Origin of the sequence: Desulfuromonas acetoxidans DSM 684 (genome assembly GCF_000167355.1) — a bacterium.
GTDB lineage: Bacteria > Desulfobacterota > Desulfuromonadia > Desulfuromonadales > Desulfuromonadaceae > Desulfuromonas > Desulfuromonas acetoxidans.
Genome location: NZ_AAEW02000007.1, coordinates 82,000 through 107,311, shown reverse-complemented (window position 1 = coordinate 107,311; position 25,312 = coordinate 82,000). Strand labels below are relative to the sequence as shown.

The 25,312-nt window shown below is 49.7% G+C and carries 25 protein-coding genes; 24 read left to right on the top strand and 1 reads right to left on the bottom strand.

Annotated features, from left to right (window positions below; genetic code table 11):
* Nucleotides 1-80: 80 nt before the first annotated feature.
* From DACE_RS07220 to DACE_RS07190, 7 genes are all read left to right on the top strand, one after another.
* A complete protein-coding gene (locus tag DACE_RS07220; RefSeq protein ID WP_005999809.1) occupies nucleotides 81-1,337 on the top strand; it encodes a M16 family metallopeptidase in 1,257 nt (418 codons plus the stop codon).
* A gap of 32 nt (nucleotides 1,338-1,369) precedes the next feature.
* Nucleotides 1,370-1,819 carry a dUTP diphosphatase gene (gene dut / locus DACE_RS07215; RefSeq protein ID WP_005999807.1) on the top strand — a complete coding sequence of 150 codons (450 nt, stop codon included), beginning with the start codon at nucleotides 1,370-1,372 and terminating at the stop codon, nucleotides 1,817-1,819.
* 4 nt (nucleotides 1,820-1,823) lie between these two features.
* Complete coding sequence (locus tag DACE_RS07210) at nucleotides 1,824-2,108, top strand: YbeD family protein (RefSeq protein ID WP_005999805.1); 285 nt, start codon at nucleotides 1,824-1,826, stop codon at nucleotides 2,106-2,108.
* On the top strand, nucleotides 2,105-2,719 hold the full coding sequence (locus DACE_RS07205; RefSeq protein WP_005999803.1) for an L-threonylcarbamoyladenylate synthase: 615 nt from the start codon (nucleotides 2,105-2,107) through the stop codon (nucleotides 2,717-2,719). The genes DACE_RS07210 and DACE_RS07205 overlap by 4 nt, the downstream gene beginning before the upstream one ends.
* 20 nt (nucleotides 2,720-2,739) lie before the next feature.
* Nucleotides 2,740-3,120, top strand: coding sequence for a hypothetical protein (locus DACE_RS07200; protein WP_005999801.1), 381 nt, complete (start codon nucleotides 2,740-2,742; stop codon nucleotides 3,118-3,120).
* A 110-nt stretch (nucleotides 3,121-3,230) separates the two neighbouring features.
* On the top strand, nucleotides 3,231-5,198 hold the full coding sequence (locus DACE_RS17180) for a cytochrome ubiquinol oxidase subunit I (RefSeq protein WP_005999799.1): 1,968 nt from the start codon (nucleotides 3,231-3,233) through the stop codon (nucleotides 5,196-5,198).
* Nucleotides 5,195-6,253, top strand: coding sequence for a hypothetical protein (locus DACE_RS07190; protein ID WP_005999796.1), 1,059 nt, complete (start codon nucleotides 5,195-5,197; stop codon nucleotides 6,251-6,253). The genes DACE_RS17180 and DACE_RS07190 overlap by 4 nt, the downstream gene beginning before the upstream one ends.
* 288 nt (nucleotides 6,254-6,541) lie before the next feature.
* Here DACE_RS07190 and DACE_RS07185 read toward each other — a convergent pair whose 3' ends face one another.
* Complete coding sequence (locus DACE_RS07185; RefSeq protein ID WP_005999794.1) at nucleotides 6,542-7,282, bottom strand: cytochrome c biogenesis CcdA family protein; 741 nt, start codon at nucleotides 7,280-7,282, stop codon at nucleotides 6,542-6,544.
* A gap of 389 nt (nucleotides 7,283-7,671) precedes the next feature.
* On the opposite strand from DACE_RS07185, the gene DACE_RS07180 reads away from it, so the two are divergent.
* The 17 genes from DACE_RS07180 (at nucleotide 7,672) to DACE_RS18090 (ending at nucleotide 25,246) form a co-directional block, all read left to right on the top strand.
* Complete coding sequence (locus DACE_RS07180) at nucleotides 7,672-8,235, top strand: ANTAR domain-containing response regulator (protein WP_005999792.1); 564 nt, start codon at nucleotides 7,672-7,674, stop codon at nucleotides 8,233-8,235.
* Between the two features lie 6 nt (nucleotides 8,236-8,241).
* On the top strand, nucleotides 8,242-9,036 hold the full coding sequence (locus tag DACE_RS07175) for an NAD(+)--dinitrogen-reductase ADP-D-ribosyltransferase (protein ID WP_005999790.1): 795 nt from the start codon (nucleotides 8,242-8,244) through the stop codon (nucleotides 9,034-9,036).
* Nucleotides 9,029-10,627 (top strand): ATP-binding protein, encoded by a 1,599-nt coding sequence (locus tag DACE_RS07170; protein ID WP_005999789.1) that lies wholly within the window; start codon nucleotides 9,029-9,031, stop codon nucleotides 10,625-10,627. Before DACE_RS07175 ends, DACE_RS07170 begins: the two co-directional genes overlap by 8 nt.
* A gap of 389 nt (nucleotides 10,628-11,016) precedes the next feature.
* Nucleotides 11,017-11,355 (top strand): P-II family nitrogen regulator, encoded by a 339-nt coding sequence (locus tag DACE_RS07165; protein ID WP_005999787.1) that lies wholly within the window; start codon nucleotides 11,017-11,019, stop codon nucleotides 11,353-11,355.
* 36 nt (nucleotides 11,356-11,391) lie between these two features.
* Entirely contained in the window at nucleotides 11,392-12,705 is a 1,314-nt protein-coding gene (locus tag DACE_RS07160; protein WP_005999785.1) for an ammonium transporter family protein, read from the top strand.
* 145 nt (nucleotides 12,706-12,850) lie between these two features.
* Nucleotides 12,851-13,582, top strand: a complete 732-nt coding sequence (locus tag DACE_RS07155) for a TorF family putative porin (protein WP_040366481.1) — start codon at nucleotides 12,851-12,853, stop codon at nucleotides 13,580-13,582.
* A gap of 93 nt (nucleotides 13,583-13,675) precedes the next feature.
* Complete coding sequence (draG, locus tag DACE_RS07150) at nucleotides 13,676-14,575, top strand: ADP-ribosyl-[dinitrogen reductase] hydrolase (RefSeq protein WP_005999782.1); 900 nt, start codon at nucleotides 13,676-13,678, stop codon at nucleotides 14,573-14,575.
* A 40-nt stretch (nucleotides 14,576-14,615) separates the two neighbouring features.
* Entirely contained in the window at nucleotides 14,616-14,861 is a 246-nt protein-coding gene (locus tag DACE_RS07145; RefSeq protein ID WP_005999780.1) for a hypothetical protein, read from the top strand.
* A 71-nt stretch (nucleotides 14,862-14,932) separates the two neighbouring features.
* A complete protein-coding gene (locus DACE_RS07140; RefSeq protein WP_005999778.1) occupies nucleotides 14,933-15,232 on the top strand; it encodes a hypothetical protein in 300 nt (99 codons plus the stop codon).
* Complete coding sequence (locus DACE_RS07135) at nucleotides 15,229-15,654, top strand: macro domain-containing protein (protein WP_005999776.1); 426 nt, start codon at nucleotides 15,229-15,231, stop codon at nucleotides 15,652-15,654. Before DACE_RS07140 ends, DACE_RS07135 begins: the two co-directional genes overlap by 4 nt.
* Before the next feature lie 21 nt (nucleotides 15,655-15,675).
* Nucleotides 15,676-16,113 carry an FKBP-type peptidyl-prolyl cis-trans isomerase gene (locus tag DACE_RS07130; RefSeq protein WP_005999773.1) on the top strand — a complete coding sequence of 146 codons (438 nt, stop codon included), beginning with the start codon at nucleotides 15,676-15,678 and terminating at the stop codon, nucleotides 16,111-16,113.
* Nucleotides 16,114-16,553: 440 nt separating this feature from the next.
* Nucleotides 16,554-17,417: a nitrogenase iron protein gene (nifH, locus tag DACE_RS07120; protein ID WP_040366539.1), complete on the top strand. Its 864-nt coding sequence runs from the start codon at nucleotides 16,554-16,556 to the stop codon at nucleotides 17,415-17,417.
* A gap of 131 nt (nucleotides 17,418-17,548) precedes the next feature.
* Nucleotides 17,549-18,991: a nitrogenase molybdenum-iron protein alpha chain gene (gene nifD / locus DACE_RS07115; RefSeq protein ID WP_005999768.1), complete on the top strand. Its 1,443-nt coding sequence runs from the start codon at nucleotides 17,549-17,551 to the stop codon at nucleotides 18,989-18,991.
* Nucleotides 18,992-19,073: 82 nt separating this feature from the next.
* Nucleotides 19,074-20,534, top strand: a complete 1,461-nt coding sequence (nifK, locus tag DACE_RS07110; protein WP_005999766.1) for a nitrogenase molybdenum-iron protein subunit beta — start codon at nucleotides 19,074-19,076, stop codon at nucleotides 20,532-20,534.
* A 313-nt stretch (nucleotides 20,535-20,847) separates the two neighbouring features.
* Nucleotides 20,848-21,234, top strand: coding sequence for a nitrogen fixation protein NifX (gene nifX / locus DACE_RS07105; RefSeq protein ID WP_040366475.1), 387 nt, complete (start codon nucleotides 20,848-20,850; stop codon nucleotides 21,232-21,234).
* A 47-nt stretch (nucleotides 21,235-21,281) separates the two neighbouring features.
* On the top strand, nucleotides 21,282-21,551 hold the full coding sequence (gene fdxB / locus DACE_RS07100) for a ferredoxin III, nif-specific (protein WP_005999762.1): 270 nt from the start codon (nucleotides 21,282-21,284) through the stop codon (nucleotides 21,549-21,551).
* Between the two features lie 515 nt (nucleotides 21,552-22,066).
* The gene (locus DACE_RS18090) at nucleotides 22,067-25,246 is read left to right on the top strand and encodes a hypothetical protein (protein WP_155809028.1); all 3,180 of its coding nucleotides are present in this window, start codon (nucleotides 22,067-22,069) and stop codon (nucleotides 25,244-25,246) included.
* The last annotated feature ends 66 nt before the right edge of the window (nucleotides 25,247-25,312 follow it).

The following is a 25,312-nucleotide window of genomic DNA, read 5'->3' as shown; positions in this document are numbered from 1 at the left end:
TAACTGATTTCACAAAATGAATACATTGCTGCTAATTGCCGGTGCTGATCAACTGTGCCGGTCGATATCAAGGGGCCTGTATGGTTGAAAAGTCAATATTGCCGAATGGCATCCGGGTGCTCACCGAAAACATTCCTCAGGCGCATTCCGTCAGTATTGGTATCTGGGTGGTGAACGGCTCTCGGCATGAGAGTCTTGAGCAGGCGGGTATCTCCCATTTTGTTGAGCATATGTTGTTTAAAGGTTCGGCAAATTGTTCAACCTTGGATATTTCGAAAAAAGTCGATGCTCTGGGGGGGCCACTCAATGGCTTTACTGGAAGAGAATATAGCTGCCTCCACTTGAGAACCTTGCCGGAAAAGCTCTCATTGGCCATTAATCTGATGGCAGAGCTGTTGTTGAAGACCTGTTATGATCCGGATGAGGTGGAGAAGGAACGACGCGTTATCCTTCAGGAAATCGAGCGGCTTAACGCCTCTCCAGATGAAAAAGTCCATGATCTGTTTTCCCAGACTTTCTGGCCGGATAATGCTTTAGGCCGTCCGGTTTTAGGAACGGTGGAATCTGTTCAAAAAATCACCCGTGACGCGTTGGTTCACTTTACCCGTGAACGCTATATCAATTCCAGTCTGATCATCAGTATTGCCGGTAATGTCGGCCATGGTCAGGTGCTTGAGCATGTGATTACGGCATTTGCACCGGTTTCTGCCTTATGCCCGTTGACGGAGCAGGCCGAACCGTTGCCGGTTAAGGCCGTGAGTCTCGAGCCTTTGGTCGGAACACAGGCCCATATCTGTCTCGGAACCGAGGCACTTTCGCAATCGCATCCGAATCGTTTTGCCGGCATGCTGCTTAATGCTGTTTTGGGCGGAGGGATGAGTTCCCGTTTGTTTCAGTCTCTTCGCGAGGAAAATGGCCTCGTCTACGCGACTTATAGTTACCTCAATTCTCATTCTGATTCGGGGGCAATGGTCTCTTATGCGACGACGTCGGCAACGCAGGCTGGTGAGGTCGTCGCATTGATCCTCGAACAGCTTGATCATTTGCGCCATCATGCCGTTTCAGCCGAAGAGCTGGATGCGGTGCGACAACGGCTTCAGGATCGTTTGAAGATGTCTTTGGACAGTACCTACAGCCGTATGGAACGGATGGCGTTAAGTGAGATTTTTCAGGGGGAATATGTTTCTGTGCGCAGTGTGATGCGCGAATTGGCCAAAGTTACTCCGGATAATTTGTGTAAATTGGCCCATTACCTGATGAGTAATGATTCTTTGTGTCTATGTATTATCGGCGATGTTGACGATCAAGCGGAAAAATTGCAAAATATCAGTTTTTAACCGCTGTTAGTGGAGAAAGGCTGATCATTGACATGACAGAGCCGGTGTGTGTGCAATTCAAAAAGCTTGATCCCCGAGCTAAAATTCCTCAGTACATGACAACTCACGCGGCTGGATTGGATCTGTGCGCGGTTCTTGATGAGCCTTTGCATCTGGTTCCGGGACAACGTGTGCTCGTTTCAACCGGTTTGGCCATGGCGCTACCCGTTGGATTTGAAGGGCAGGTGCGTCCGCGTTCGGGGCTCGCTTGGCGTGACGGTGTGACCTTGGTGAACACACCGGGAACCATCGATGCCGATTACCGCGGTGAGGTCAAAATTATTCTCATCAACCATGGTACTAAAGAGGTGACGATTGAGCATGAGGAACGGATTGCCCAATTGATCATTGCTCCGGTCGTTCAGGCCAGGCTGTGTGACGTTGAGACTTTGGATGAGACGGACCGAGATCGCGGTGGGTTCGGTCATACAGGAAGAGGTTGAAAAAATGTTTGTGTTAAAGAGTCAGAGTGATGAAACTCTGCAGGAATATCCCTGTGATTACATGTTCAAGGCTTTTGGCCCCAGTGCGCCCGAGCATCGGTTCGCCGAGAAGGTTCATGGTGCCGTCAATCAGGTCTTACCTGTTTCTCAGGACGCCATAAAGCAGCGCCCTAGCACCAAAGGGGCTTATGTCTGTGTCTCGGTATTGACCTACTTGCACAATGAACAGCAACGTCAGGAGATCTATCGTCTGCTGCAGAATATTGACGGGTTGAAATATCTGTTATGATGCTCTCAATTAATCCGGACAATCCGCAACAACGCTATATTGACCAAGTGGTCGAGTGTCTGAGGCGCGATGGGGTCATTGCTTATCCTACCGATACCATTTATGGGGTGGGCTGCGACATCTTTAATAAAAAAGGGATCAAAAAGATCTATCAGCTTAAACGTCGCGATGTCAAAAAACCGTTTTCGTTTATCTGTTCCGACCTGTCTGAGATCTCCAGATATGCGCATGTGAGTAATATGGCGTTCAAGATCATGAAGCGCCATCTTCCCGGGCCCTACACCTTTGTCCTCGACGCCTCACGTGTTGTTCCAGACCTGGTGATGACGAAACAACGCACCGTAGGTATTCGTATGCCGGATAATGCCATCACCCTGGAGATCGTTCGTCAGCTCGGCCATCCGTTGGTCACCACCAGTGCCAATATTTCCGGCGACGAAACCTATCAGGATCCCAGCCTGATTCATGATGACTGGGGAAAGCATCTCGATATGGTTGTCGATGGTGGGCGTCTTTACGGTGATCCCTCAACGGTGATCAGCTTGCGTAACGACCAGATCGAAGTGCTGCGCCAGGGCTGTGGACCCACTGACTGGATTCACCAACTGTAACTTTTTGCCAGGAGATCTGTGTGAAAACAATTACCGTCGTTTTCTATGACCGCGAGTTTGCCGGCGAGTGGACGTATGACCTCGATGAGCAAAAAATCCAGCCATTTTTTGATGCTCTCAACGCTGAATTGAATTCAGCAGGAGTTCAATTCGACTTTTGCAATGAACCTAATATTACCCTGCGAGTCAACGGATACGGTGATTTGCTCAACAGTATCCGTATTCGTTCACCGGAGGATGGTTTCTCCAGCCTGTGTCTGGGACAGTTTATCGGTCCCAGCCCGGATACCGATCTGCTGGCCGATATCAAACGTGGAGTAAGGCGGGTTGCGTTCTCTCCGGAAAGTATCGTTCCTGCCGGTGGTGACGCGATCTGTCACAATTGCGGTTGCGGCTGCTGATATTCCAGCCCGTATCCGGGCGAACCACAATACTGTAAATCGTACTTGCTTATTGTGACTTATTTGGTTATTAATGACCCGATAACGATTAACCTTCAGAAGGGTAGCTTATGAATTTTCCAGTCTGGTTTCTCCCGGAAACAGGAGGAGGACTCCTGATCGCCATCATGGCGGTTACACACGTTTTTGTGTCGCATTTTGCTGTCGGTGGTGGCTTGTATCTGGTCATGACCGAACATAAAGCTCGGCGCGAAAACGACGACCAGTTGCTTGAATTTGTCAAAAAACACGCCAAATTCTTTATGCTTCTGACCATGGTTTTCGGTGGTGTTACCGGGGTTGGGATCTGGTTTACCATCGGTTTGATCCAACCCGATGCAACCTCTAAACTGATCCATACGTTTGTCTTTGGCTGGGCGGCGGAATGGGTGTGGTTTCTGGTCGAAATCATTGCTCTGATTATCTACTACTATAAATTTGATAGTATGGATGAACGGACGCATCTCAAGGTGGGGTGGATTTATTTTGCCGCCGCCTGGTTGAGCCTGTTTCTGATTAACGGCATTATCGGTTTTATGCTGACTCCCGGTGAATGGGTCAATAACCATCAATTTTTCTCCGGATTCTTCAATCCGACGTTCTGGCCGTCACTGTGGTTCCGTTTTGCCATTTCCACCTTGTTGGCCGGGGTTTTTGCTTTCTTCACGACCGCGTTTATCGATGTTGAAGCCTTTCGTCTGAAAATGACCCGCTATTCATCGTTATGGTGTCTGTTGTCGCTTGTCGTGGTTATTCCTACCGGCTATTGGTATCTGCAGGTTCTTCCTTCAGGGCCGCAGGAGATTCTCTCGGCGTCACCGACAATCAAGGCGATGGTCAAACTTGGTGCGTTCAGTGCTGCCGGGTTTATCGTCTTCCTGACGCTGTTTACCCTGATAAAACCACGCTGGCATAATCTGGTCACTGCTGTTCTGGTTGCCGTGTGTGCCTTTGGCATGATGGGATCATTTGAGTGGATTCGTGAAGCGGACCGCCGCCCCTTTGTTATTCGTGAAATGCTCTATTCCAACGGTATCCCTGTTGATCAGGTTGAACAACTCAGCGAGGGTTTTCTGGCTCAGTCAAAATGGAGTGCCATCAAAGTGATTGATGCCGACAATGTTCAGCAGGCTGGAGCTGAATTGTTCAAGCTGCAATGTTATGCCTGCCATACGCTCGACGGTATTAACAATGACATTCGTTCGCGTACGGCGACGATCAATTTTAATGGCATGGTTAAGTACCTCGGCACCATGCATCAGCGACGTCCTTTTATGCCACCGTTTGTTGGCAATGAACTGGAGAAAAAGGCCTTGGCCTCCTATTTGGTCGGTACCTTGCATGGCAAAGAGACCCATGTGTTTGATGAACCTGAGCTGACAATCAATCTCGGTCAGAAGATGCTTGAAGATGAATGCACCGTCTGTCATGGCGTTGATCTTGTCATGGACTGGGGGGAGTTTCTCAGTGCTGAAGAAGTGCGTTCCGGGCTGCTTAATCTGAGTCAGATCGATAGCTCTATGGATGATTTTTCCGGGACACCGGAAGAGTTGGCTGCCGTAGTGGCCACCATCAAAGGACAAGCTGCTCCCGCAGCACCGACTGAGCTCTCAGGAAAAAGCTTGCTCGAAGAGGAATGCAGCATGTGTCATGGCACGGATATCATTTATGACTGGGCTGCGCCGCTCAGTCCAGATGAGGTGCGACATGGGTTGTTGACTCTGAGTCAGATCGACAGCTCAATGGAGGATTTCTCTGGAACGCCGCAAGAGCTTGCTGCATTGGTGACGGCATTGAAGGGGATGATGGCGCAACCCTCCGTCTCGGCTCAAGCGATTCTCGATGACGAATGCAGCATGTGCCACAGCGCTGATCTGGTCATTGAGTGGGCCGCAGCATTAAATCGTGAAGGGATTAATCACGGTTTGAAACACCTCAGTGAGATCAACAGTTCCATGGATGATTTTACCGGACGTGATGATGACTTGGAGGCCTTAACAGACTATCTGGTCAACTCGGCCAAAGGAGGAACACAATGATGTCACTGGTGCCGACTCCCGATGCCTTGCCGATGGCGTCCGGGTATTTTGAACTGCTGTTGCTGTTGACGTTTCCTCTTCATCTGGTGTTCATGAACGCCATGCTGGGAGGGACTATGCTGGCGATCTGGGCGCATTTCAAACGTGAACCGGTCCATGAACGGCTGGCTTATAAAATTGCTCAGGTGCTCCCGTTACTGATTGCTTTTGCCATTAACTTTGGTGTGCCGCCATTGCTGTTTGTTCAGGTGGTCTATGGTCACTTGATCTACTCAAGCTCGGTGCTCATGGGTGTTTTCTGGCTCAGTGTCATTCCGGTTCTGCTGACGGTTTACTATGCGGTTTACATCTACGATTTCAAGTTCTGGAGTCTTGGGCGCCGCGGTTTACCGATCCTGATGTTTGCAGGCGTGCTGATGCTGATGATTGCCTTTTTGTTCAGCAACAATATGACGCTCATGCTGACTCCGGAGACCTGGGACATCTATTTCAAAAACAGCAGTGGAACGTTCCTTAATCTGGCTGAGCCCACCCTGTGGCCGCGTTATCTGCATATGCTGGTTGGTGCAACTGCCATTGGTGCTTTAGTAATTGCCCTTCTTGGCCGTTTATGGGCAAAACAGGATGCTGAAGTTGGTGAGCTGGCGCAGCGGGTTGGTTTGCGCGTTTTTCTTGCTGTCACCTGTGTGCAGATTATGGTTGGTCTGTGGTTCTTGGTTGCGCTACCCGCAGATGTCATGATGATGTTTATGGGCCGTAACCTTTTCGCCACAGCGGTTTTTCTGGTGGCGATTGCCACGGTCATGGGGGTGATCTTCCTGGCGGTGAAACGCCGTCTGGTCTTGTGTGGCGGTCTGGCTCTGTTGTTACTTTATCTGATGAGCCTGATGCGCGCTTTTGTCCGAACCGGCTATGTTGACAATCTTTTTGTGACACAGATTGTTGAAGCGCAACGGGATTTCTCCCCCTTGCTTTTGTTTGTCGTGACGTTGGTTATCGGGCTTCTGTTGATCTTCTGGATGATCAAAGTCTCTTTGCAGGCTCAGGAAAACTGATCTGCATGGAGTGTGAAGCTGATTTATTGGCTTGAACGGCAGCGCGTTGCCCGTTCAAGGTGCTGAAACGCTGTCGTGGGTATATGGTGCGTTTTAAGCGACATGCAAAGAAAAAGCCCTTGCCGTTTGGCAAGGGCTTTTTTAATGGGGTAGAAGGCGAACCTTGAGGCTTTAGCCGTAAATGAGCCACGTTGTTATTCTGCCTTTTTTCTGTTTGTGACAATCCGTTGTGGCAAGCCTTAGATCCCTGGCTTTGGCCGAGTGAAGTGCTGACTGATTATTTGATCGTTACTCGACCGGAATCCATTGGTAGAGGTAGCTGGACAGGTCACTGAACATATTGAAAAACAACATGATGCCAACCACTATCATGAGAACGCCTGTGATGATCTCCATGATTCTGATGTGCTTTTTAAAGCGGTTAAACACGTTGAGAAAGCCATGGAACAGTAGTCCGGAGAGCATGAATGGGATGCCCAGTCCGGCAGAGTAGCAACACAACAGCAGAACCGCCTGGGCTGTATCGCTGGAGGTGCCGGCTGCCAGGATAAAGATCGCCATGAGAATCGGGCCGACACAGGGACTCCAGCCAGCTGAAAAAGCGACACCGACAAGAAAGCTGCCCAAATAGCCACTGGGCTTGTTGCGAATCGTGACCCGTTTATCTCCCAGCAACACACCAAAATGAAACAATCCGGTCATGTGAATACCGAACAGGAAGATCATCAGACCACCACCGCGCTGAAGCCAGATCAACCAATCCTGCATAGCTTGGTTCAGTGAGCCTGCAATAATCCCCAGCAGGATGAAGACTGTGCTGAAGCCAAGAACAAAGGCCAGTGAATGGCTGGCTACCTGCCAACGAATTTTTGAACTGGGGTGGTCCTGCTTTAGCTCGCCAAATGAAATTCCGGTGATATAGGTAATAAATGACGGGATCAGCGGCAGTACGCAGGGGGAGAAAAACGACAGGAGCCCGGCACTGAACGCCACGGAAAACGTAGGGATATTTGCTGCTTCGTTTAACATAGTCACCTTGGGGGAATAAGTGAGGTTTGAGATTCATTGATGGTGTATTCACAGCTCTGAACTGTATTCATGCCATCCTGTCGTAAACAGCCTTTCGAGTCAAGCCAATGTGGTTGGTGCCCCTGATTCGTTCAGATGTTTTTCTGCGATTTTTCCAGCCCGCAAGGTGCACTGATATCAGACAGAGCTGTATCGGGATAACTGACCTGAAAAAAGCGGTTGTGATGCAATCTGTTGCGAATTGGTAGCGGTATACAGAGCCTTTCAACAAAGGAGAATTATTGTTTTTTTAGTTTTGTGAAAGTCGGTATCAGATATGCATGTTAAAAAATATCTCTCATTTCCGATCGTCCCATGCACACATGAACTATATATAAAAGGAGTACGTGATGAAAATCGCACTGGTTGTTGATGATGAACCGTTGATTCGCCGTAAAGTATCTGAATTGCTTGAAAATTATGGCTTTGATCAAATCATTGAGGCAGAAAACGGTCAGGAAGCCTTGCTGCTTGCGGTGACTCACAAACCGGTTTTAATCGTCATGGATGTGACCATGCCTGTCATGAATGGAATCAATGCTGCTAAAAAAATAGGCATTGAGGCACCGGCGCCGATCGTTTTACTGACCGGCAACACCGATGCCCAAACCATTTCCGAGGCCCGTGATGCCGGCGTGATGAGCTATCTGGTTAAACCGTTTCGTGATGAGCAGCTCTACCCGGCGGTTGAATTGGCAATGCATCAATATATGGCAGTGTCCTCGTTGCAGGATCAGGTGAGTAAACTCGAGGAGACATTGGAAACACGTAAGCTGGTGGACAAAGCCAAAGGTGTGCTGATGGGGACGGGACTGAGCGAGCCCGAAGCGTATCGCAAAATGCAGAAGCTGGCCATGAGTAAGCGGAAAACGTTGAAGCAGGTGGCTGAAGCTATTCTGATGATGGCAGACTAGCCCGTTATGGCGGTTCTGGCGCTTAATCGTTGCAATCATCCGCCCTGGGCGATTGCCTCCTACCATTTCAATCGTGAACCAAAACCGATTGAGATCTCCGGAGTGCGCCATGCCCACCATGGATTGTTTGAACGATTGAGCCGCATAGTAAGCATGGAAGACAGGGCTCAGCAACTGTATGACTATATGGATGTCACGTTTCAGTTGCATCAATGGCAGCGCGAAGAAACCCGCTCCAGCCAGAAGAGCCTTAAGAACAGTTATCTGCGCTTTTTACGCGGCTGGATGTTTGATTCAAACTCTATTGAGGGGGCTGTTCTTAAAGGATGGGTGGAAAGTCGTATCGGACTTTCACCCACTTTTCATAACGTGCCGATTCCCACATTGGAATGCGAAGGCTATTTGCAATACCTTAAAGACCGCATGAAGGGTGCGGCACGCACTAATGCTATCAATGACCAACTGGATATTCTATATGAATATGTCCAGGCCGAATTGGCCTACCGGTTTCCTGAGCAGCAATGGCGTACCCTGTATCGCGGTATTAATGATTTTGAGGAACATCAGATTCTTGAACAACAGTCAAAACGACGTTACCTGATACAATTGAACAACCTCAACTCTTTTACGACAGATTTTGAACGTGCCTGGGAATTCGGCAGCCGGGTTATGGTAGCTAAGGTTCCTTTGTGCAAAGTCCTTTTTCAAAGTGATATGTTTCCGTCTTCCCTGCTCAAAGGTGAGGATGAAGTGATGGTCATTGGTGGCCAGTTTGAAGTGGAGATCCAAATCGGTGGATAACCGTTCGAAACAGACAATGCAAAAAGATGATTCTCAAGAACAGAAACTTCTTCGCGCTTACCATGCCATTGGCGATGAACTCATTTCCCTGGCATCTCTTCCTGAGTTGCTCAATAAGATTCTTGAGATTTCCAAAAATGTGTTTCAGTTCGAAAATGCCATTATGCGTCTGGTGTCTGACGATGGCAAAGAACTGGTGCTGGCCGCCTCGTATGGCTATCCCGATCCGGCAATCAAGCGCAAGCTGCAGATGGGCGAGGGGATTATGGGCCGTGTTGCCGCCAGTGCGGCTCCGGTGTTGATCGACAATGTCACTGAAGACCATGATTATATTCCCGGTATCCCTGACGCGCGTTGTGCCTTGTGTGTCCCGTTGGTGGCCCGTGATCGGGTGATCGGCGTGTTCAATGTTGAAAGTCATCAGGAAGGCACGTTTCATTCCGAGGATGTTGCGCCGCTGATGACGATGGCTGCGCATGCGGCGATTGCCATTGAAAATGCCCGTCTTTATGAGCGCACCAGTCAGTTAACGGAACGTTTTCGCCAGCTGCACCAATTCAATGACCGTATTCTGCAAAGCACCACTCTGGGAATTTACACCCTTGATGCCAATCTGTGTATCACCTCGTGGAACAAGCGGATGGAAAAAGCTAGTGGCATGACGGAGAACCAGGTTCTCGGTCGTCCTTTGTTGACGCTGTTTCCGGTGCTCGCCGAAGAAGGATTTGATGATCGACTTAACCGGGTGTTGAGAACCGGTAAGCCGGAGAAACTGCAGTTGATCCATAACAATCTTCAGGGACAGCGGCGTGTTCAGAAACGGCGTCTGAGTCCTTTAAAAGATGGCGATGTGACCACCGGCGTGGTGATTGTCGTTGAAGATATTACCGAATTTAAAGGGCTGCTCGATCAGATGATCCAGTCCGAAAAGCTTGCCGAAATTGGTCGGTTGTCCAGTGGAGTTGCTCATGAGATCAATAACCCATTGGAGGTAATCTCCTATAGTGCCCAACTGTTGTTACGGGAAGAAAGTCTGTCTGATTTTCATCAGGAGTTGTTGACCCGTATCGGCAGTGAGGTGGAACGACTTCAGGCGTTGACCAGTGGCCTGCTGGGCTTCTCTCGCAGCGGCAGCATGAAAAAATCACGCATTGATGTCAATGAGGTTCTCGAACAGGTTCTGACCTTCATCGGCTATCAGATTCAACGGGGTCAGCATGAAGTGGTGCGCGACTATGGTGAGGTGCCGGCGATCATGGCAGACCCCAATCAGCTCAAGCAGGTGTATATCAACCTGATCATGAATGCCGTACAGGCCATGAAGGCACCGGGCATCATTACTCTAACAACGCGTGCATTGCCTTACGGAGTGGAGATCGATATTTCTGACACCGGTGATGGTGTTGAGGAAGCGATTCGCGACAAGATCTTTGAACCCTTTTACACCACCAAACCCGAAGGGGAAGGGACCGGGTTAGGTCTTTATCTGTGCCGGAAGATCATGTCCGACCACGAGGGCTCACTCAATTTTGAATCAACCCTCGGCGAGGGCAGTCGCTTCATTATCCGTCTGCCATTGAGGACTCGATAAGTCAGCAAAAGCCCATGTATACGCGGGTTGCTTGTTAACTACTCAGTGCCTGTTAGGGATGCATTAAATTTAAGCACCGTGGATGTTGCCGCAGTGGGCAAAGTCGATATTTACGGGGTTTTCAATTTTGGCACACCCCGTGCAATATGTTGTTAACTAAAATGAGCCCGTATCATGAGTGACGGGTTGGTCGATGAAAAAGACTAAAAACAAGATTTGACCAGGATGTAAAAATCCTGACAGATAAAATTTTAGGTCCTGTTGCAACAACGGCGTTGCTTTATCAGGCGAGGCTAGGGCAAAGGCGCTCTGACGACTTGACGCATGATTTCATGCGAAAAGTTTCAGGCGCCTTTTTCATTTTTAATTTTCAACAGGAGAACCAGGACATGAAGAAAATTGAATGCATCATTAAGCCATTCAAGCTCGATGACGTGAAAAATGCGATTACCGAACTCGGGATTGCAGGAATGACGGTAAGTGAAGTAAGAGGCTTTGGCCGTCAGAAAGGGCACAGTGAACTTTATCGCGGTGCTGAATATCAAATCGATTTTATCCCTAAGGTAAAAATCGAGCTGGTGGTTTCAGACGATCAGGTTGCCGACCTTGTCGCATCCATCCAGAAGGCTGCCTGTACCGGTCGTATTGGCGATGGCAAGATCTTCGTTATGCCCGTCGAAGAATCTGTCCGGATTCGCACCGGTGAAACTGCTGACGATTCGCTGTAATCCCAACGATAATCTAAAGAAACAGGAGAACGTGAAATGAAGAAGTTGAAATTACTTACTCTGGTGGCTCTGCTTATCGCACTCCCCTCTCTGGCTCTGGCCGAGGAGGAAGCCGTCTCTGAAATGACCTATATCCTCAACACCTTTTCTTTCCTGATCAGTGGTGTTCTGGTTATGTGGATGGCTGCTGGTTTTGCCATGCTTGAAGCTGGTCTGGTTCGCTCCAAAAACGTTGCAACAATCTGCTTGAAAAACATTGCTCTGTTCGGTGTTGCCGGTATCCTCTTTTACCTGATCGGCTACAACCTGATGTATATGAATGTTGACGGTGGCTTTATGGGCTCCTTCGCTGTTTGGGGTGCTGATGATGCTGCTGCTCTGGCAGGTGACTATTCTGCCGGTTATTCGGCTGGTTCTGACTGGTTCTTCCAGATGGTATTCTGCGGCGCAGCCTGCTCTGTTGTTTCCGGTTGTGTAGCTGAGCGTATCAAACTGTGGTCCTTCCTGCTGTTCTGCGTCGTGTTGACCGGTATTATCTACCCGATCCAAGGGTCCTGGGGCTGGGGCGGCGGTTGGCTGTCAGCTATGGGCTTCTCCGACTACGCCGGTTCCACTCTGGTTCACTCCTGCGGTGGTTGGGCTGCTTTGACCGGTGCCATTATTCTGGGTGCACGTAAAGGGAAGTACAGCAGCGACGGTCGTGTTAACCCGATCCCCGGTTCTAACATTCCTATGGCCACTATCGGTACTTTCATCCTGTGGATGGGGTGGTTCGGTTTCAACGGTGGTAGTGCTCTGGCTCTGGGTGTTGCCAGCTCCGCCATTGAGCAAGGCGCTGTTTACATCAACACCAACCTGGCTGCCTGTGGCGGCATGATCGCTGCGATGATCGCTGTTCAAATCATGTACAAAAAGACAGACGTTACCATGGCTCTTAACGGTGCTCTGGCTGGTCTGGTCAGCATCACTGCCGGTCCTGCAGCTCCCAGCCCGGGTGCCGCGATTCTGATCGGTGCTGTTGGTGGTGTTCTGGTTGTCCTGGCTGTTCCTTTCTTCGATAAACTTAAGATCGACGATGTTGTTGGTGCCCTGTCTGTCCACTTGGTGTGCGGTATCTGGGGAACCCTGGCTGTACCTTTCTGCGACGATGGCACCAGCTTCCTGACTCAGCTGATCGGCGTTGTCTCCATCGGTGCCTTTGTGGTCGTGACCAGCTCCATCGTTTGGTTGGCCATCAAGTTCACTATCGGTGTTCGTTGCGACGAAGAAGACGAGTACCGTGGTCTGGATATCGCTGAGATCGGTGTTGAAGCGTATCCTGACTTCCAGGCTGTGACCAACAAGCGTTAATGTCTCAATTACTCTGCCATCCCAATCTGGGATGGCAGAGAGTAAAGCCTCTCAAATCCGCATGGGTGCGGAGATGACTGCCACATCATCGAGATCGTTCCAAAGAGTGGAACGGCCTCAATTAACAAAGAAAAAGGAGAGTAAGATGCAAAAATTTAATGTAGCTCTGGTAGGACTGATCATGCTTCTGGTGGGACTGTGCTCCACTGCTTCCGCCCTGGAGGTTTCCGGTGACGCTTATGTCGGCATTTATGACAAGTACCTGTGGCGCGGTTTCGACCTTAGCGGCAGCATGCCTGTTGCTCAAGGTGGTGTTGATGTTTCTGCCGGCAACTTCACTTTCGGTTACTGGACCAACCTGCAATTGTCCACCGATGAAGGTGAGGGTTTCACCTCTGGTGAGGCAACTGAAACAGATATCGTCATCGATTACAGCCGTGATCTCAACGACATGGTTTCCATCAGTGTTGGTAACATCTTCTACCAGCTTGAAGGCATGGACGACACCAACGAGATCTACCTGGCAGTTGCTCTGAATACTATTCTCAGTCCCTCTTTAACTATTTACTACGATTGGGACAAAGCTGACGAAGACGGCCTGTTCTACACACTGTCCTGTGGTCACGACATTGCTCTGTCTGATGCTCTGAGCCTGAGCCTCGGCGCACTGGTCAGCTACAACCAGTCCAGTGACTATTCTGTTGGCGATTATGATGAGTTTCACAACTACGAGCTGAGCGCTGCCGTTGACTATGCAGTGACTGAAAACATCAGTGTTGGTGCTTCCTTCATGTTCTCCGAAGGTATCAGCGACGAAGCTTGTGATGCGATCGACTCTGAAATGGTTTCCGGTGCTGGTGTTACACTGGCATTCTAAGAGATCGTATCGCATAACCTGAATTTCAGGTGAATACGGCAATGGGGCCGTCAGCCATAGAGGTTGACGGCCCTCTTTATTCCGGGAGGAAACGTGTCCCTCACGACACAACATATTGAACGGGCCCAGGCGGCATTTCTTGGTTTAGCCATTGGTGATGCACTCGGGGCAACGACGGAATTTATGACCCCCAACGAGATCAAGGCTAAGCATGGTACCCACCGAACCCTGTGTGGTGGTGGATGGTTAAATATCAAGCCGGGCCATGTCACCGATGACACTGAGATGTCTATGGCGATCGCCAATGCTGTGTTGACGCAGGGGGAATGGAGCCAGATAGAGATTGCCGATGCCTTTGTCACCTGGATGAAAAGTAAGCCCATCGATATCGGATCGACGGTACGCAAGGGGATCCGTACCTATATGACCAAAGGAACCTTGGGCATGCCCCGTAATGATTGGGATGCCGGTAATGGGGCCGCCATGCGTATGGTTCCGGTGGCTATCTATACCCTTGGTGATGAGGAGTTGTATAAACGATGTACTCTGGAACAGGCGCATTTGACCCACAATCACCCTTTGTCGGATGCCGGGACGTTGTGCGTGGGTGAAATGGTTCAGGCCGCCATTCTCGGTGCGGATCGTTTTCAGTTGCATGAATGTACCCGTCGGCTGACCGATGACTTCCCGAACTTTAAGTTTCAGAATTACCGCGGCAATGCCTCCGGCTATATTGTCGACACGCTACAGACGGTTTTTCACTATCTGTTTACCACGGCCAGCTTTGAAGAGTGTTTGGTAGGAATCGTCAATCAGGGTGGTGATGCCGATACCACCGGTGCCATTGCCGGTATGATCGCCGGGGCATTTTACGGCATGGATGCCATTCCACGTCAGTGGAAAAATAAATTGAACAAGAAGGTGCGTCATGAAGTGACTGCTGCGGGGGAGAGGTTGGTCCGTTTATCTCCTCTGGCAACCCGGCTGCAGTGATTTTGTTACACACCCCTCAAGTTACTAAAGGAGAAATGTTATGTCTGATGCAAACGAAAATGGCGCGATGTGTACTCTGGAACGCGCCGCAGAGATTCTTGGAACAACTCCGATGAGTGTTTTGATGCATTTAAAACACAAATTGATGGTCGGTCTTGAAGTCAACGGGCAATGGTATGTGACGCTGGACAGCTTGGAAGCCTATCGTCAGGAAAATGATACGGCCAGCAAGTCGCTGTGTAAAAAACACGATTGTCAGCATTCGAGCTGCGAGTCCTGCTCGTAGCAGATTGCTAGCGCAATCCATTGAACGGCAATTTATCGCTCTGTTCGTCTTCGTTGAACAAGGAGGACCAAATGATTGAGATTAAACCTTCAGATCTTTACTATAAGTATCCCAAAAACCATGAGCGTCGCCAGTTGGCCAAATTCTCCGGATTACCGGATGATGAGCCTTTTGATCGTGATGACCTTTACGAGGTTCTGCCGATGTTTGAGCATGTCATGGATGCTCTCGGAACCGTTGAGGATGTTGTTCTGCACAAGATGGAAGAAGTGCTCGACACCATGCCCGGTTTTGTCCAGACACGCAGTGACGTTTATAAGTACCTGTGTGAAGTGATGTCCGATATGCTGGGGCTCGTGTACAAAAAATGATCGAAGTCAACGCTGATATGTGGTCCTATCTGGAAAAGGCCGTGATTGCTATCACCACCGGTGGTGCAGTCAGTCGCAGTGGCCGCTGCACCATGCCGCGCGGTTGTGCCGCCCAGGCCCGTGAACGGTTCCCCGGACTTGACCAACAGCTCGGACAATTGATTTTAGCGCATGGCAATCATGTGTATTGCCTTGATCATGGTTTGGTCAGTTTTCCCGTTGAGGCGACTCCCTATGAGGTTCCCAGCCTGGCTTTGATTGAACAGTCCTGTGATGAGCTCGTGACTCTGGCTGATGAAAAAGGATGGCGGCAGGTTGTTGTGCCGCGACCGGGATGTGGTGGCGGTGGCCTGAGTTGGGGCGATGTCCGACCCATTATAGAGCGATACTTTGATGATCGATTTATCATCATCAGTTTATAAAAAGAGACAAGGATAAATATTATGCAAACCGCACAAAAAGGTGACAAAGTCAGTATTCACTATATAGGTACACTGGATAATGGGCGGATTTTCGACAGCACGGAAGGGGCAGATCCCTTGGTCTTTACCATTGGAGCCCATGAGGTGTTTCCGATCCTTGAAGAGGCTGTGATCGGCATGCAAGTCGGCCGGGCTAAAAATGTTGTGATCCCTTCGGATCAAGCGTATGGTCCGCGTCGTGATGAAAATGTCGTGGTTTTTCATCGCAGTAAATTGCCTGCCGATATGGAACCGACTGTCGGCCAGAAGATGCAGATTCGTTTGCCGAATTCCAACGATGAAGTCATCATGTTGGTGACAAAAGTTGAGGGAGATGAGGTGACTTTGGATGGGAATCACTTCCTGGCCGGGCTTGATCTGACCTTTGCCATTCAGTTGGACAACATTGAACCAGCGTGATGCATCTTTGTTCACCAGTAAGGCAGCAGACGATTAAATAATAATCAAAGCCTGAAAAATAGTTGATGTGGTTTTGGATTGTAAACAGTATTTAGTTTTGTAAGTTGCCGATAAATAAGTGATAAAATATTTTTTATAGTTTTTGGCACACCGCCTGCATTAAAAAGAGTCGTAACACAAAACAACAATGAATGCGGAAACAGAGTGGTTTTCCGCTTTTGATGGCAACGGAGCCTGCAGCAGAATTTTCTTTTTGAGAATTTTGTTGCAGGCTTTTTATTTGCCATCACAAAACAGAATTAAGCGACACAAGGTTGCTGTCGCGCAGGGTAACGGGGCCCCATCTGAATCGGATCAGGTGGGGCTTCACATTTTTTAAGATTGGTCCAGACTCACAGTCGGACCGAAAATGAAAGGGTAAAACAATGGCAGAGAAAAAAATGCGTCAGATTGCAATCTACGGTAAAGGCGGCATCGGTAAATCTACAACCACTCAGAACACGGTTGCCGGTCTTGCCAGCCTCGGTAAAAAAGTCATGATCATCGGTTGTGACCCGAAAGCTGACTCCACCCGCCTGATTCTGCACGCGAAAGCCCAGGAAACTGTCATGGACAAGGTTCGCGAGCTGGGAACTGTTGAGGACCTTGAGCTGGAAGATGTATTGAAGTGGGGTTACGGCGACGTTAAATGTGTTGAGTCCGGTGGCCCTGAGCCGGGTGTTGGTTGTGCCGGTCGTGGTGTTATCACCGCCATCAACTTCCTCGAAGAAGAAGGCGCATACACCGACGACCTCGACTTTGTTTTCTATGACGTTCTTGGTGACGTTGTTTGCGGTGGTTTCGCGATGCCGATTCGTGAAAACAAAGCCCAAGAGATCTACATTGTTGTTTCCGGTGAGATGATGGCTATGTACGCTGCTAACAATATTTGTAAAGGTATTGTTAAGTATGCGGCTTCCGGTAGTGTTCGTCTGGCGGGCCTGATTTGTAACAGCCGTAACACCGATTGCGAGGCTGAGCTGATTGAAGCTCTGGCGGCTAAGCTCGGCACTCAAATGATCCACTTTGTTCCTCGTGACAACCAAGTACAACGCGCTGAGCTGCGTCGTATGACTGTTATCGAGTACTCTCCTGACCACAAGCAGGCAAACGAATATCGCCAACTGGCTCAAAAAATTAACGACAATACCATGTTTGTTGTTCCGACTCCGCTGGAGATGGAAGAGCTCGAAGGATTGTTGATGGAATTCGGCATTATGGAAGTTGATGATGAAGAAAACGTCGGTAAAGCCGAAGGCGAATAATTAAAATACGGCTTGTTTGACGGGATAAATGGCTTAAGGGCGGTCCCTCTCCGCCCTTGCTTTACCCGCTAACCAAAAGATAAAAAACTCACTGCGGGTTTAAATAGTCTGTAAGTGAAGGAGATAACGTAATGGCAGAGAGAAAACCTATTGAAGGTGTAACCATAGAAAAAACTGAGAAGCTGATTGAGGATACTCTGGCGTTTATGCCAGAGAAAGCGGCCAAGAAGCGTCGCCCTCACGTTGGCGCCAATGAGCCTTCCGCTTCTCCCTGTGCGGTTAAATCAAACCGTAAAATCGTTCCCGGTGTTATGAGCCAACGCGGCTGTGCTTACGCCGGTGCCAAGGGTGTTGTTTGGGGTCCGATTCGTGACATGGTTCACGTTTCCCACGGCCCGATTGGTTGTGGTGTGTACAGCTGGGGTACGCGTCGTAACCTTGTTCAAGGCATTCCCGGTATCACATCGTTCCCTCTGGACTTCACTTCCGACTTCCAGGAGCGTGACATTGTTTACGGTGGTGACATCAAGCTGGAAAAACTGCTGCGTGAAGCGGATGAACTGTTCCCGCTGAACAAAGGTTTGTCGGTATTATCCGAGTGTCCGGTAGGTCTGATTGGTGACGACATCAACGCCGTTACCAAAAAAATGGAAAAAGAACTCGATAAGCTGGTTGTTCCCTGTAACTGCGAAGGTTTCCGCGGTGTCAGCCAGTCACTTGGTCACCACATCTCCAACGACTCTATCCGTGACTTTGTTATCGGCAAGCGTGAGTTTGATGAAGAGCCTGGTCCTTATGACATCGCCCTGATCGGTGACTACAACATCGGTGGTGACGTCTGGGCGGCCAAGCCGATTCTCGAAGAGATGGGCTTGAACGTAAAAGCCATCTGGACCGGTGATGGTGAGATTGAAAAGATTGCAGCCACCTACCAGGTTAAACTGAATGTTATCCACTGTTACCGTTCCATGAACTACATGTGTAAGGTTATGGAAGAGAAGTGGAATATTCCTTGGATCGAGTATAACTTTTTCGGCCCGACTAAAATTGCTGAAAGTATCCGCGCGATTGCTGAACGCTTTGACGACACCATCAAGGAAAAAGGCGAGCAGGTTATCGCTAAGTATACCCCGATGGCCGAGGAGATCATCGCTCAATACAAACCTCGCCTCGATGGCAAAACCGCCATGCTGTTTGTCGGTGGTCTGCGTCCTCGCCACACCGTTGGTGCTTACGAAGACTTGGGTATTCAGGTGACTGGTACCGGTTACGAGTTTGCTCACCAGGACGATTATGATCGTACCGCTCCTGAAATGGCGAAAGGCACCATCATTTATGACGACGTCTCCGAATTCGAATTGGAGAGATACGTTGAAACCATGAAACCTGACCTGGTTGGTAGTGGCATCAAGGAAAAGTATGTCTTCCAAAAAGCTGGCATTCCTTTCCGCCAGATGCACAGCTGGGATTACTCCGGTCCTTATCACGGCTATGAAGGTTTCAAAATCTTTGCCCGTGACATTGACATGGCGATCAACAGCCCGACCTGGAAACTGGTGAAGTCTCCTTTTTAGGCTCTGTTGAACAACATAACGACGTATTAACCCAATTCAGTGGTGGCATTGGCCACTGGTGAATGACAGGGAGATAAAGACAATGACTGAAAATGCAGTTAAAAAAATAACAACTCACACCCCGGAAGAGATCGAGCGGGTGGCCGAGTGGACCAAAACTGAAGACTATAAAGAGAAAAACTTTGCCCGTGAAGCGCTGGTGGTTAACCCGGCTCACGCCTGCCAACCTCTCGGTGCTCAAATGGTTGCCAGTGGTTTTGCTGAAACTCTGCCGTTTGTTCACGGTTCCCAGGGGTGTGCATCTTACTTTCGCAGTACCTTCAACCGTCACTTCCGTGAGCCCTCTGCGGCCACCTGTGATGCGATGACTGAGGACGGTGCGGTATTCGGTGGCCAGAACAACTTGTTTGAAGGTCTGGAAAACGCCTACACGCTGTACAAGCCGAAGATGATGGCCGTTTACACCACCTGCATGCCCGAGGTTATCGGTGATGACCTGACCGCATTTATCAAAAATGCCAAAGCCGCTGGTCATGTTCCTGAGGATCTTCCGATCCCTTATGCCAACACTCCGAGCTTCAACGGCACGCATATTCACGGTTTTGACTCTATGCTCAAAGGCATTCTTGAGTACCTGACCAAAGATCGTAAGGTTGAAGACAAGTGTACCGGCAAGCTGAACCTGATTCCTGGTTTTGACGGCAATATCGGCAATCTGCGCGAGTATCAGCGTATTCTCGATCTGTTTGAGATTCCGTTTGTCATGATGCCGGACATTTCCGAAGTCTTTGACTCAGGTTGTGACGGAAACTACAAGCTGTATCCCGGTGGAACCCCGCTGGAAGAGGCTGCTGAGTCTATCAATGGCAAGGTAACCATGTCCTTGCAAAAGTGGACCACGCCGCACACCATGCGTTTTGTAAAATCAGAGTATTCCGGTGTGCATGAAGTGATGGCCATGCCGATGGGGATTGAGAAGACCGATGCTCTGCTGATGAAACTCAGTGAGCTGTTCGACAAGCCGGTTCCCGAGGAACTGAAAAAAGAGCGTGCCCGTGCTGTTGACGCAATGACAGACGGCCATCAGTATATCCATGGTAAGAAGTTTGCTGTTTACGGCGATCCCGACTACCTGCTGGGTATCGTGTCCTTCCTGCTTGAGATGGGTGCACATCCGCATCACATTGTCTGCTCACGCAGCAACAAGAAGTTCAAAAAAGAGATGGAAGCACTGCTGGAAACTTCTGAGTACGGCGCTGGTTGCACCGTTCATGTGAATCGCGACCTGTGGCACCTGCGCAGCTTGATATTCACAGATCCTGTTGATGGGATTATCGGCGACACCCACGGTAAGTTTGTGGCTCGTGACACAGGGCTGCCCCTGTTCCGCGTTGGTTTCCCGATCATCGACCGTATCAACCTGCACCGTAGTCCAGTTGTTGGTTACCAGGGCGTCATTAACCTGATGTCCATGATCTGCAACAAATTCCTCGATATTAAAGACGAGACTTGTGAAGACCAGTGGTTTGAGATGATGCGTTAAATCACACACTCCCCGAAACGTTGTGTTCCGGGGAGTGGCTCTCAACACTTCTATCGTCGGAAAAATCATGAAGAGCACGAAGATTCAAGTGATTTAACCGACTCCTGGTTCTCGGTTAGGGAAGCTTGTCTTCGTGCTCTTTGTGCCTTAAACAGCACAGCTGAGCGGCTGAGTCGGTCAACGCTGAACTGTGCTGTTTACGGAAGACTTTTTTCCGCCAGACGAATCGGCAGTGATCAAAAGCAAGAGGATGAATATGCAGAGAACGCGTCGCCTCAGTATCGTCAGAAACATCCGAAAGAGAGGTTTATATATGAAAGTCGCCTTCGCAAGTACGGATAAAATTCATGTTAATGAACATTTCGGTCGCGCCCAGGAATTTTACATCTGGGATGTCGCTGCCGATGATGCTTCCTTGAACGGGGTGGTTCAGGTCAAGCAGGAGGGCAATGACGAAGCCGAACGTATTGAAGCGCGTTGTTCCGGTGTTGCGGATTGTTCACTTGTTTATGTGGCTCAAATTGGTGGACCTGCGGCTGCCCGGCTGGTGCAGAAAAAAGTTCATCCCATCAAAATCAAGGATGAAGCAACAATTACGGAAACAGTTGAGAAACTCCAGGAAGTTTTGCGAAATAATCCGCCGCCCTGGCTGCGTAAAGCGATGATGAAAGGGGAGCGTCCCAGCTTTGCTGATCGCTAGGTGCGGTTTTTGAACCAACATAGAAAGTCTACAAGGAGATTTAAAAGATGGCGTATTTAACTGGTAAAACCAAAGGTGGCAAGGATTGGACTCCGAACTTTGTTGAGAGTATCGATCCTGAAAAATGTATCGGCTGTGGCCGCTGTTTCAAAGCTTGCTCTCGTAAAGTTCTCGGTCCCGAGGATTTTTATGACGAAGAGACCGACACTGAGCGTATGGTCATGACCATTGTGAATGATGACAACTGTATCGGTTGCATGGGCTGTATCGTCACCTGCCCGAAAAAATGTTTTACCGTGGCTCCGTTGGAAGTTTAATTTTATAGAGATATCTTCAGCGACAACCCTACCTGATCGGGGTTGTCGCTGTATATTTTCTTTCCAGAGTGCAATTGCCTAAGGCTTAGCAAAGTGGTAACGAGGGGTTTCCACTTTGCTTTTTTTTTACCTTTATCCCTTCCTGTTCACGCAAATCAAATCTGTCTATGGGCACTTGTGTGACCTCCCCAAGATGTGCCCACCACCATTGCTCTCCTTCGTTTCGTTTATCTTCAAAATTTCATTTCAGTTCTGAGGTTTCTGACCATATTTCAGATGTCATGCGACTTTTGTGCGACTTTCGTGTGTTAGCGTGACGATGAAAAAGTCCCTTGAAAGGGATAGTTAACCCTGTCTGCTGAAATGTGATTGACCTTTGCTCAGTCGTGCTGGGTGGGGCAGATTGTTCTGTGTTTTCAGCAGCGCTCTGTTCCCTTTCATCGTTTTCAGGCGGGTGAAAAACTTTTTCTGCCGGCAGTTTCGCCGATAACACATGTCGTAGGAGAGAAATGTTGATGAAAAAACGTGATGTTCGTAAAGGGCGATGGTGGTATTTCAGCGGGGCAACCGCTTTTGTTGTGCTGTTGCTGCTAGTTTTGGTCTGTCCTCTACAAGTTATTGCCGAGGAAATGCCGGATGGCAAGGGCACCGATTTCTGGCTGGCATTTCCGCCCAACTATCAGGCACAGGCCCTTAACCTGTTTATTGCGGCTACCGAAAGCGCGAGTGGAACGGTTTCGATCGAAGGTGTGGCGTTCAGCGAGGATTTTACGGTTGAATCCGGTCTGGTCACAACGGTTTCCTTGCCGTTGAGTGCGGCTGTTTCTGGTGAAGACAGCATTGAGGATAAAGGAATTCATGTTGTTGCGGATAAAGAGGTCAGTATCTATGGCTTGAACCGTGTGCAATCGACCACCGATGCTTATATGGGGCTTCCAACCAATGTCCTTGGCACCGAGTATATCGTGTTGAACTATTTAACCACGATTGGCGGTTACGGAAGCACCTTTACCGTTGTAGCGACTCAGGATAATACCGACGTGACGATTACGCCGACAGAAACCGTCGGGTCGAGAACAATCGGTGTGCCTTATGTCATCACGTTGCAGCAGGGGGAGGTGTACCAGCTGGAAAGCGCGGCGCAGAACAGCGATTTGTCCGGCACTATTATCAATTCAACCTTACCGGTCGCAGTTTATGGCAGCGTTCAGTGCGTCAATATTCCTTCCGGGTATAGCGCCTGCGATTATATCGTTGAACAGCTTCCCCCCACCGAGACCTGGGGAACCAATTTTGTCACCATGCCCTTGGCAACCCGACTTAGTGGCGATACCTTTCGTATTCTGGCAGCTGAAGACACGACGACGGTCACTATTAACGGCACAGTCGCCGCAACACTGGACCGTGGTGAATTTTTTGAACAGATGATCGACGGTGCATCGGAAATCAGTGCCGATCATCCGGTGTTGGTGGCACAATATTCCAACAGTACCAGTTACGATAACATCACGTCGGATCCTTTCATGATGCTTATCCCGCCGTATGAGCAGTTTCAATCAAGCTACACATTAACGACACCCGCCGAAGGTTTTTCGATCAATTTTACCAACCTTGTCGTACCGGCAGCGGCTGTTAGTGAGGTCACCCTTGATGGGGTGATCATTGACAGCATCGAGTTCAGCCAAATCGGATCGAGCAACTATTATGGTGCCCAGCTGGCGATTGAGTTAGGTTCTCATACCTTTAACAGTGCTTTTCCTTTTGGAGCCTTTACCTATGGTTTCGCCAGTGCGGATTCATACGGTTATCCCGGTGGCAGTTCCTATTCTCCGGTTGCCTCGGTTGCTGACATCACCGTGACCCCGGCGGGCAACGCCTGTACGCTGGCAACCCTGACCGACAGTGAGGGGGGTGGTGTTTACGGGGTCAGGGTCGATTTTGTTGTCAGCGGCTCCAATGATGTCAGTGGCTTTACCAACAGTGATTTGAATGGTGAGGCGTTGTTCTGCTATACACCGGAAAATTCAGGACTGGATAGCGTCACGGCAGCCGTAGGGGCCTTAACCTCGGTAACACCCGAGGTGTCTGTGGTGGCGCAGGGCGCGACAAATACCGCTCCATCAATCAGTGGCACGCCGCAAACCTCTGTCTTGCAGGGCGGGAGCTATTCCTTTACCCCGGTTGCCGCCGATGCGCAAAACGATCCATTGACGTTCACCATTGAAAACCAACCGAGCTGGGCTCAATTTGACGCGGCGACGGGGCAGTTGAGCGGGACACCCCAGGCTGATGACGTGGCTACAACGCAAAACATTGTCATCAGCGTCAGCGATGGTGTCCTGTCCAGCTCTCTGGAGGCGTTTGACCTCACGGTTTTACCGGACGCCGACCTGGACGGGATTGATGATGCCAGTGATGACGATGATGACAATGACGGGACCATCGATACGCTTGATGCCTTTCCCTACAATCCGCTAGAGCAGCTGGATACCGATTCCGACGGTATTGGTAATAACAGCGATAACGATGATGATAATGACGGTATTGTCGACAGCCGTGACAGTGCCCCCCTGGATGATTCCATTTCAGGTGATTTTGATCAGGATGGCATTCAAGACCATCTGGATGATGATATCGACAATGATGGCATTCTCAATGGAGACGATGATCTGGATTACGATGCCGATGAAAGCGTGGATAGCGATGGCGATGGTGTCGGTGATAACAGTGATCTGTTCCCAACCATTGCCAATGTCATTGCCGATGGCTTGAGTCTGGCGCCGGATGATGACATCAACGGCAGTTCTGATTTGCCGGGAGTGCGTTGTGAAGGCGATCAGGACGAAAGCAATAATCTGGACAGTGACAGCGGTGCTCCTAAAATGGACATTGATTATACCTTCCAAGTGGTGGTGAAAGACCCACAGGCCGCCGTCGTCCAGGTGGTGATCAATGGTGCCGCTTATGAGATGTATCTGGTTGACGGTGATAACGATAGCGGCGGTTATTATACGTTTACCACCGAACTGGGGCCCGCTCCGCAGTGGTCATACTATTTCCAGGTGCTTGATGCCGATGGTGCCGCTGTTGAACGACTGCCCGCTGACGAAGGCAGCGCCTTTGACGGTCCGCAAGTTGAATTGCTCAATGGCATGAATATGGTGTCCGTGCCGAAAAACCTGCTGACCAGCGACGGCGTTGACGGCAGCAGTGTTTTTGGCAGCGATCGGGTCTACCTCTGGCGTTCCTCAGGGTTGCAAGGCGAGGGGCAGGACGGGAGTTATGAGCTGGTCTCGTCCGTTGAACGGGGCCAGGGCTATTTCTGCTCGCGACAACAGCCGGTTCTTCCAGATCTTTCCTCCTTCGATAATGTCAGTGAGACAAAGGTCATTCTGACCTTGCAACCTGGCTGGAATCTGATCAGTAATCCATACCGAACCAACCTTGATCTGTTGGATGTCATGGTAAGTAAAGATGGACAAGATGCAATTGACTGGTTGGATGCCGCCCAACAGCGCTGGTTGGTCAATGCCGTGTACTCCTATAACGGCGACGACTGGGGGGGAACCTATGTCATGAAGACACCGGGACTTTTCAGCTCAGTTGCTTTGATCCCCTGGATGAGCTACTGGGTCTATCTCAATCAAGACGATGGCACCTATCGTTTGATTTTGTCGAATCCGGTCCAAGAGTGATGACCAAATGCTTGCTGACCCTGGGGGTGCTCTGGGCTCTGTGCTCGCCGTGCTGGGCTGTGCCCC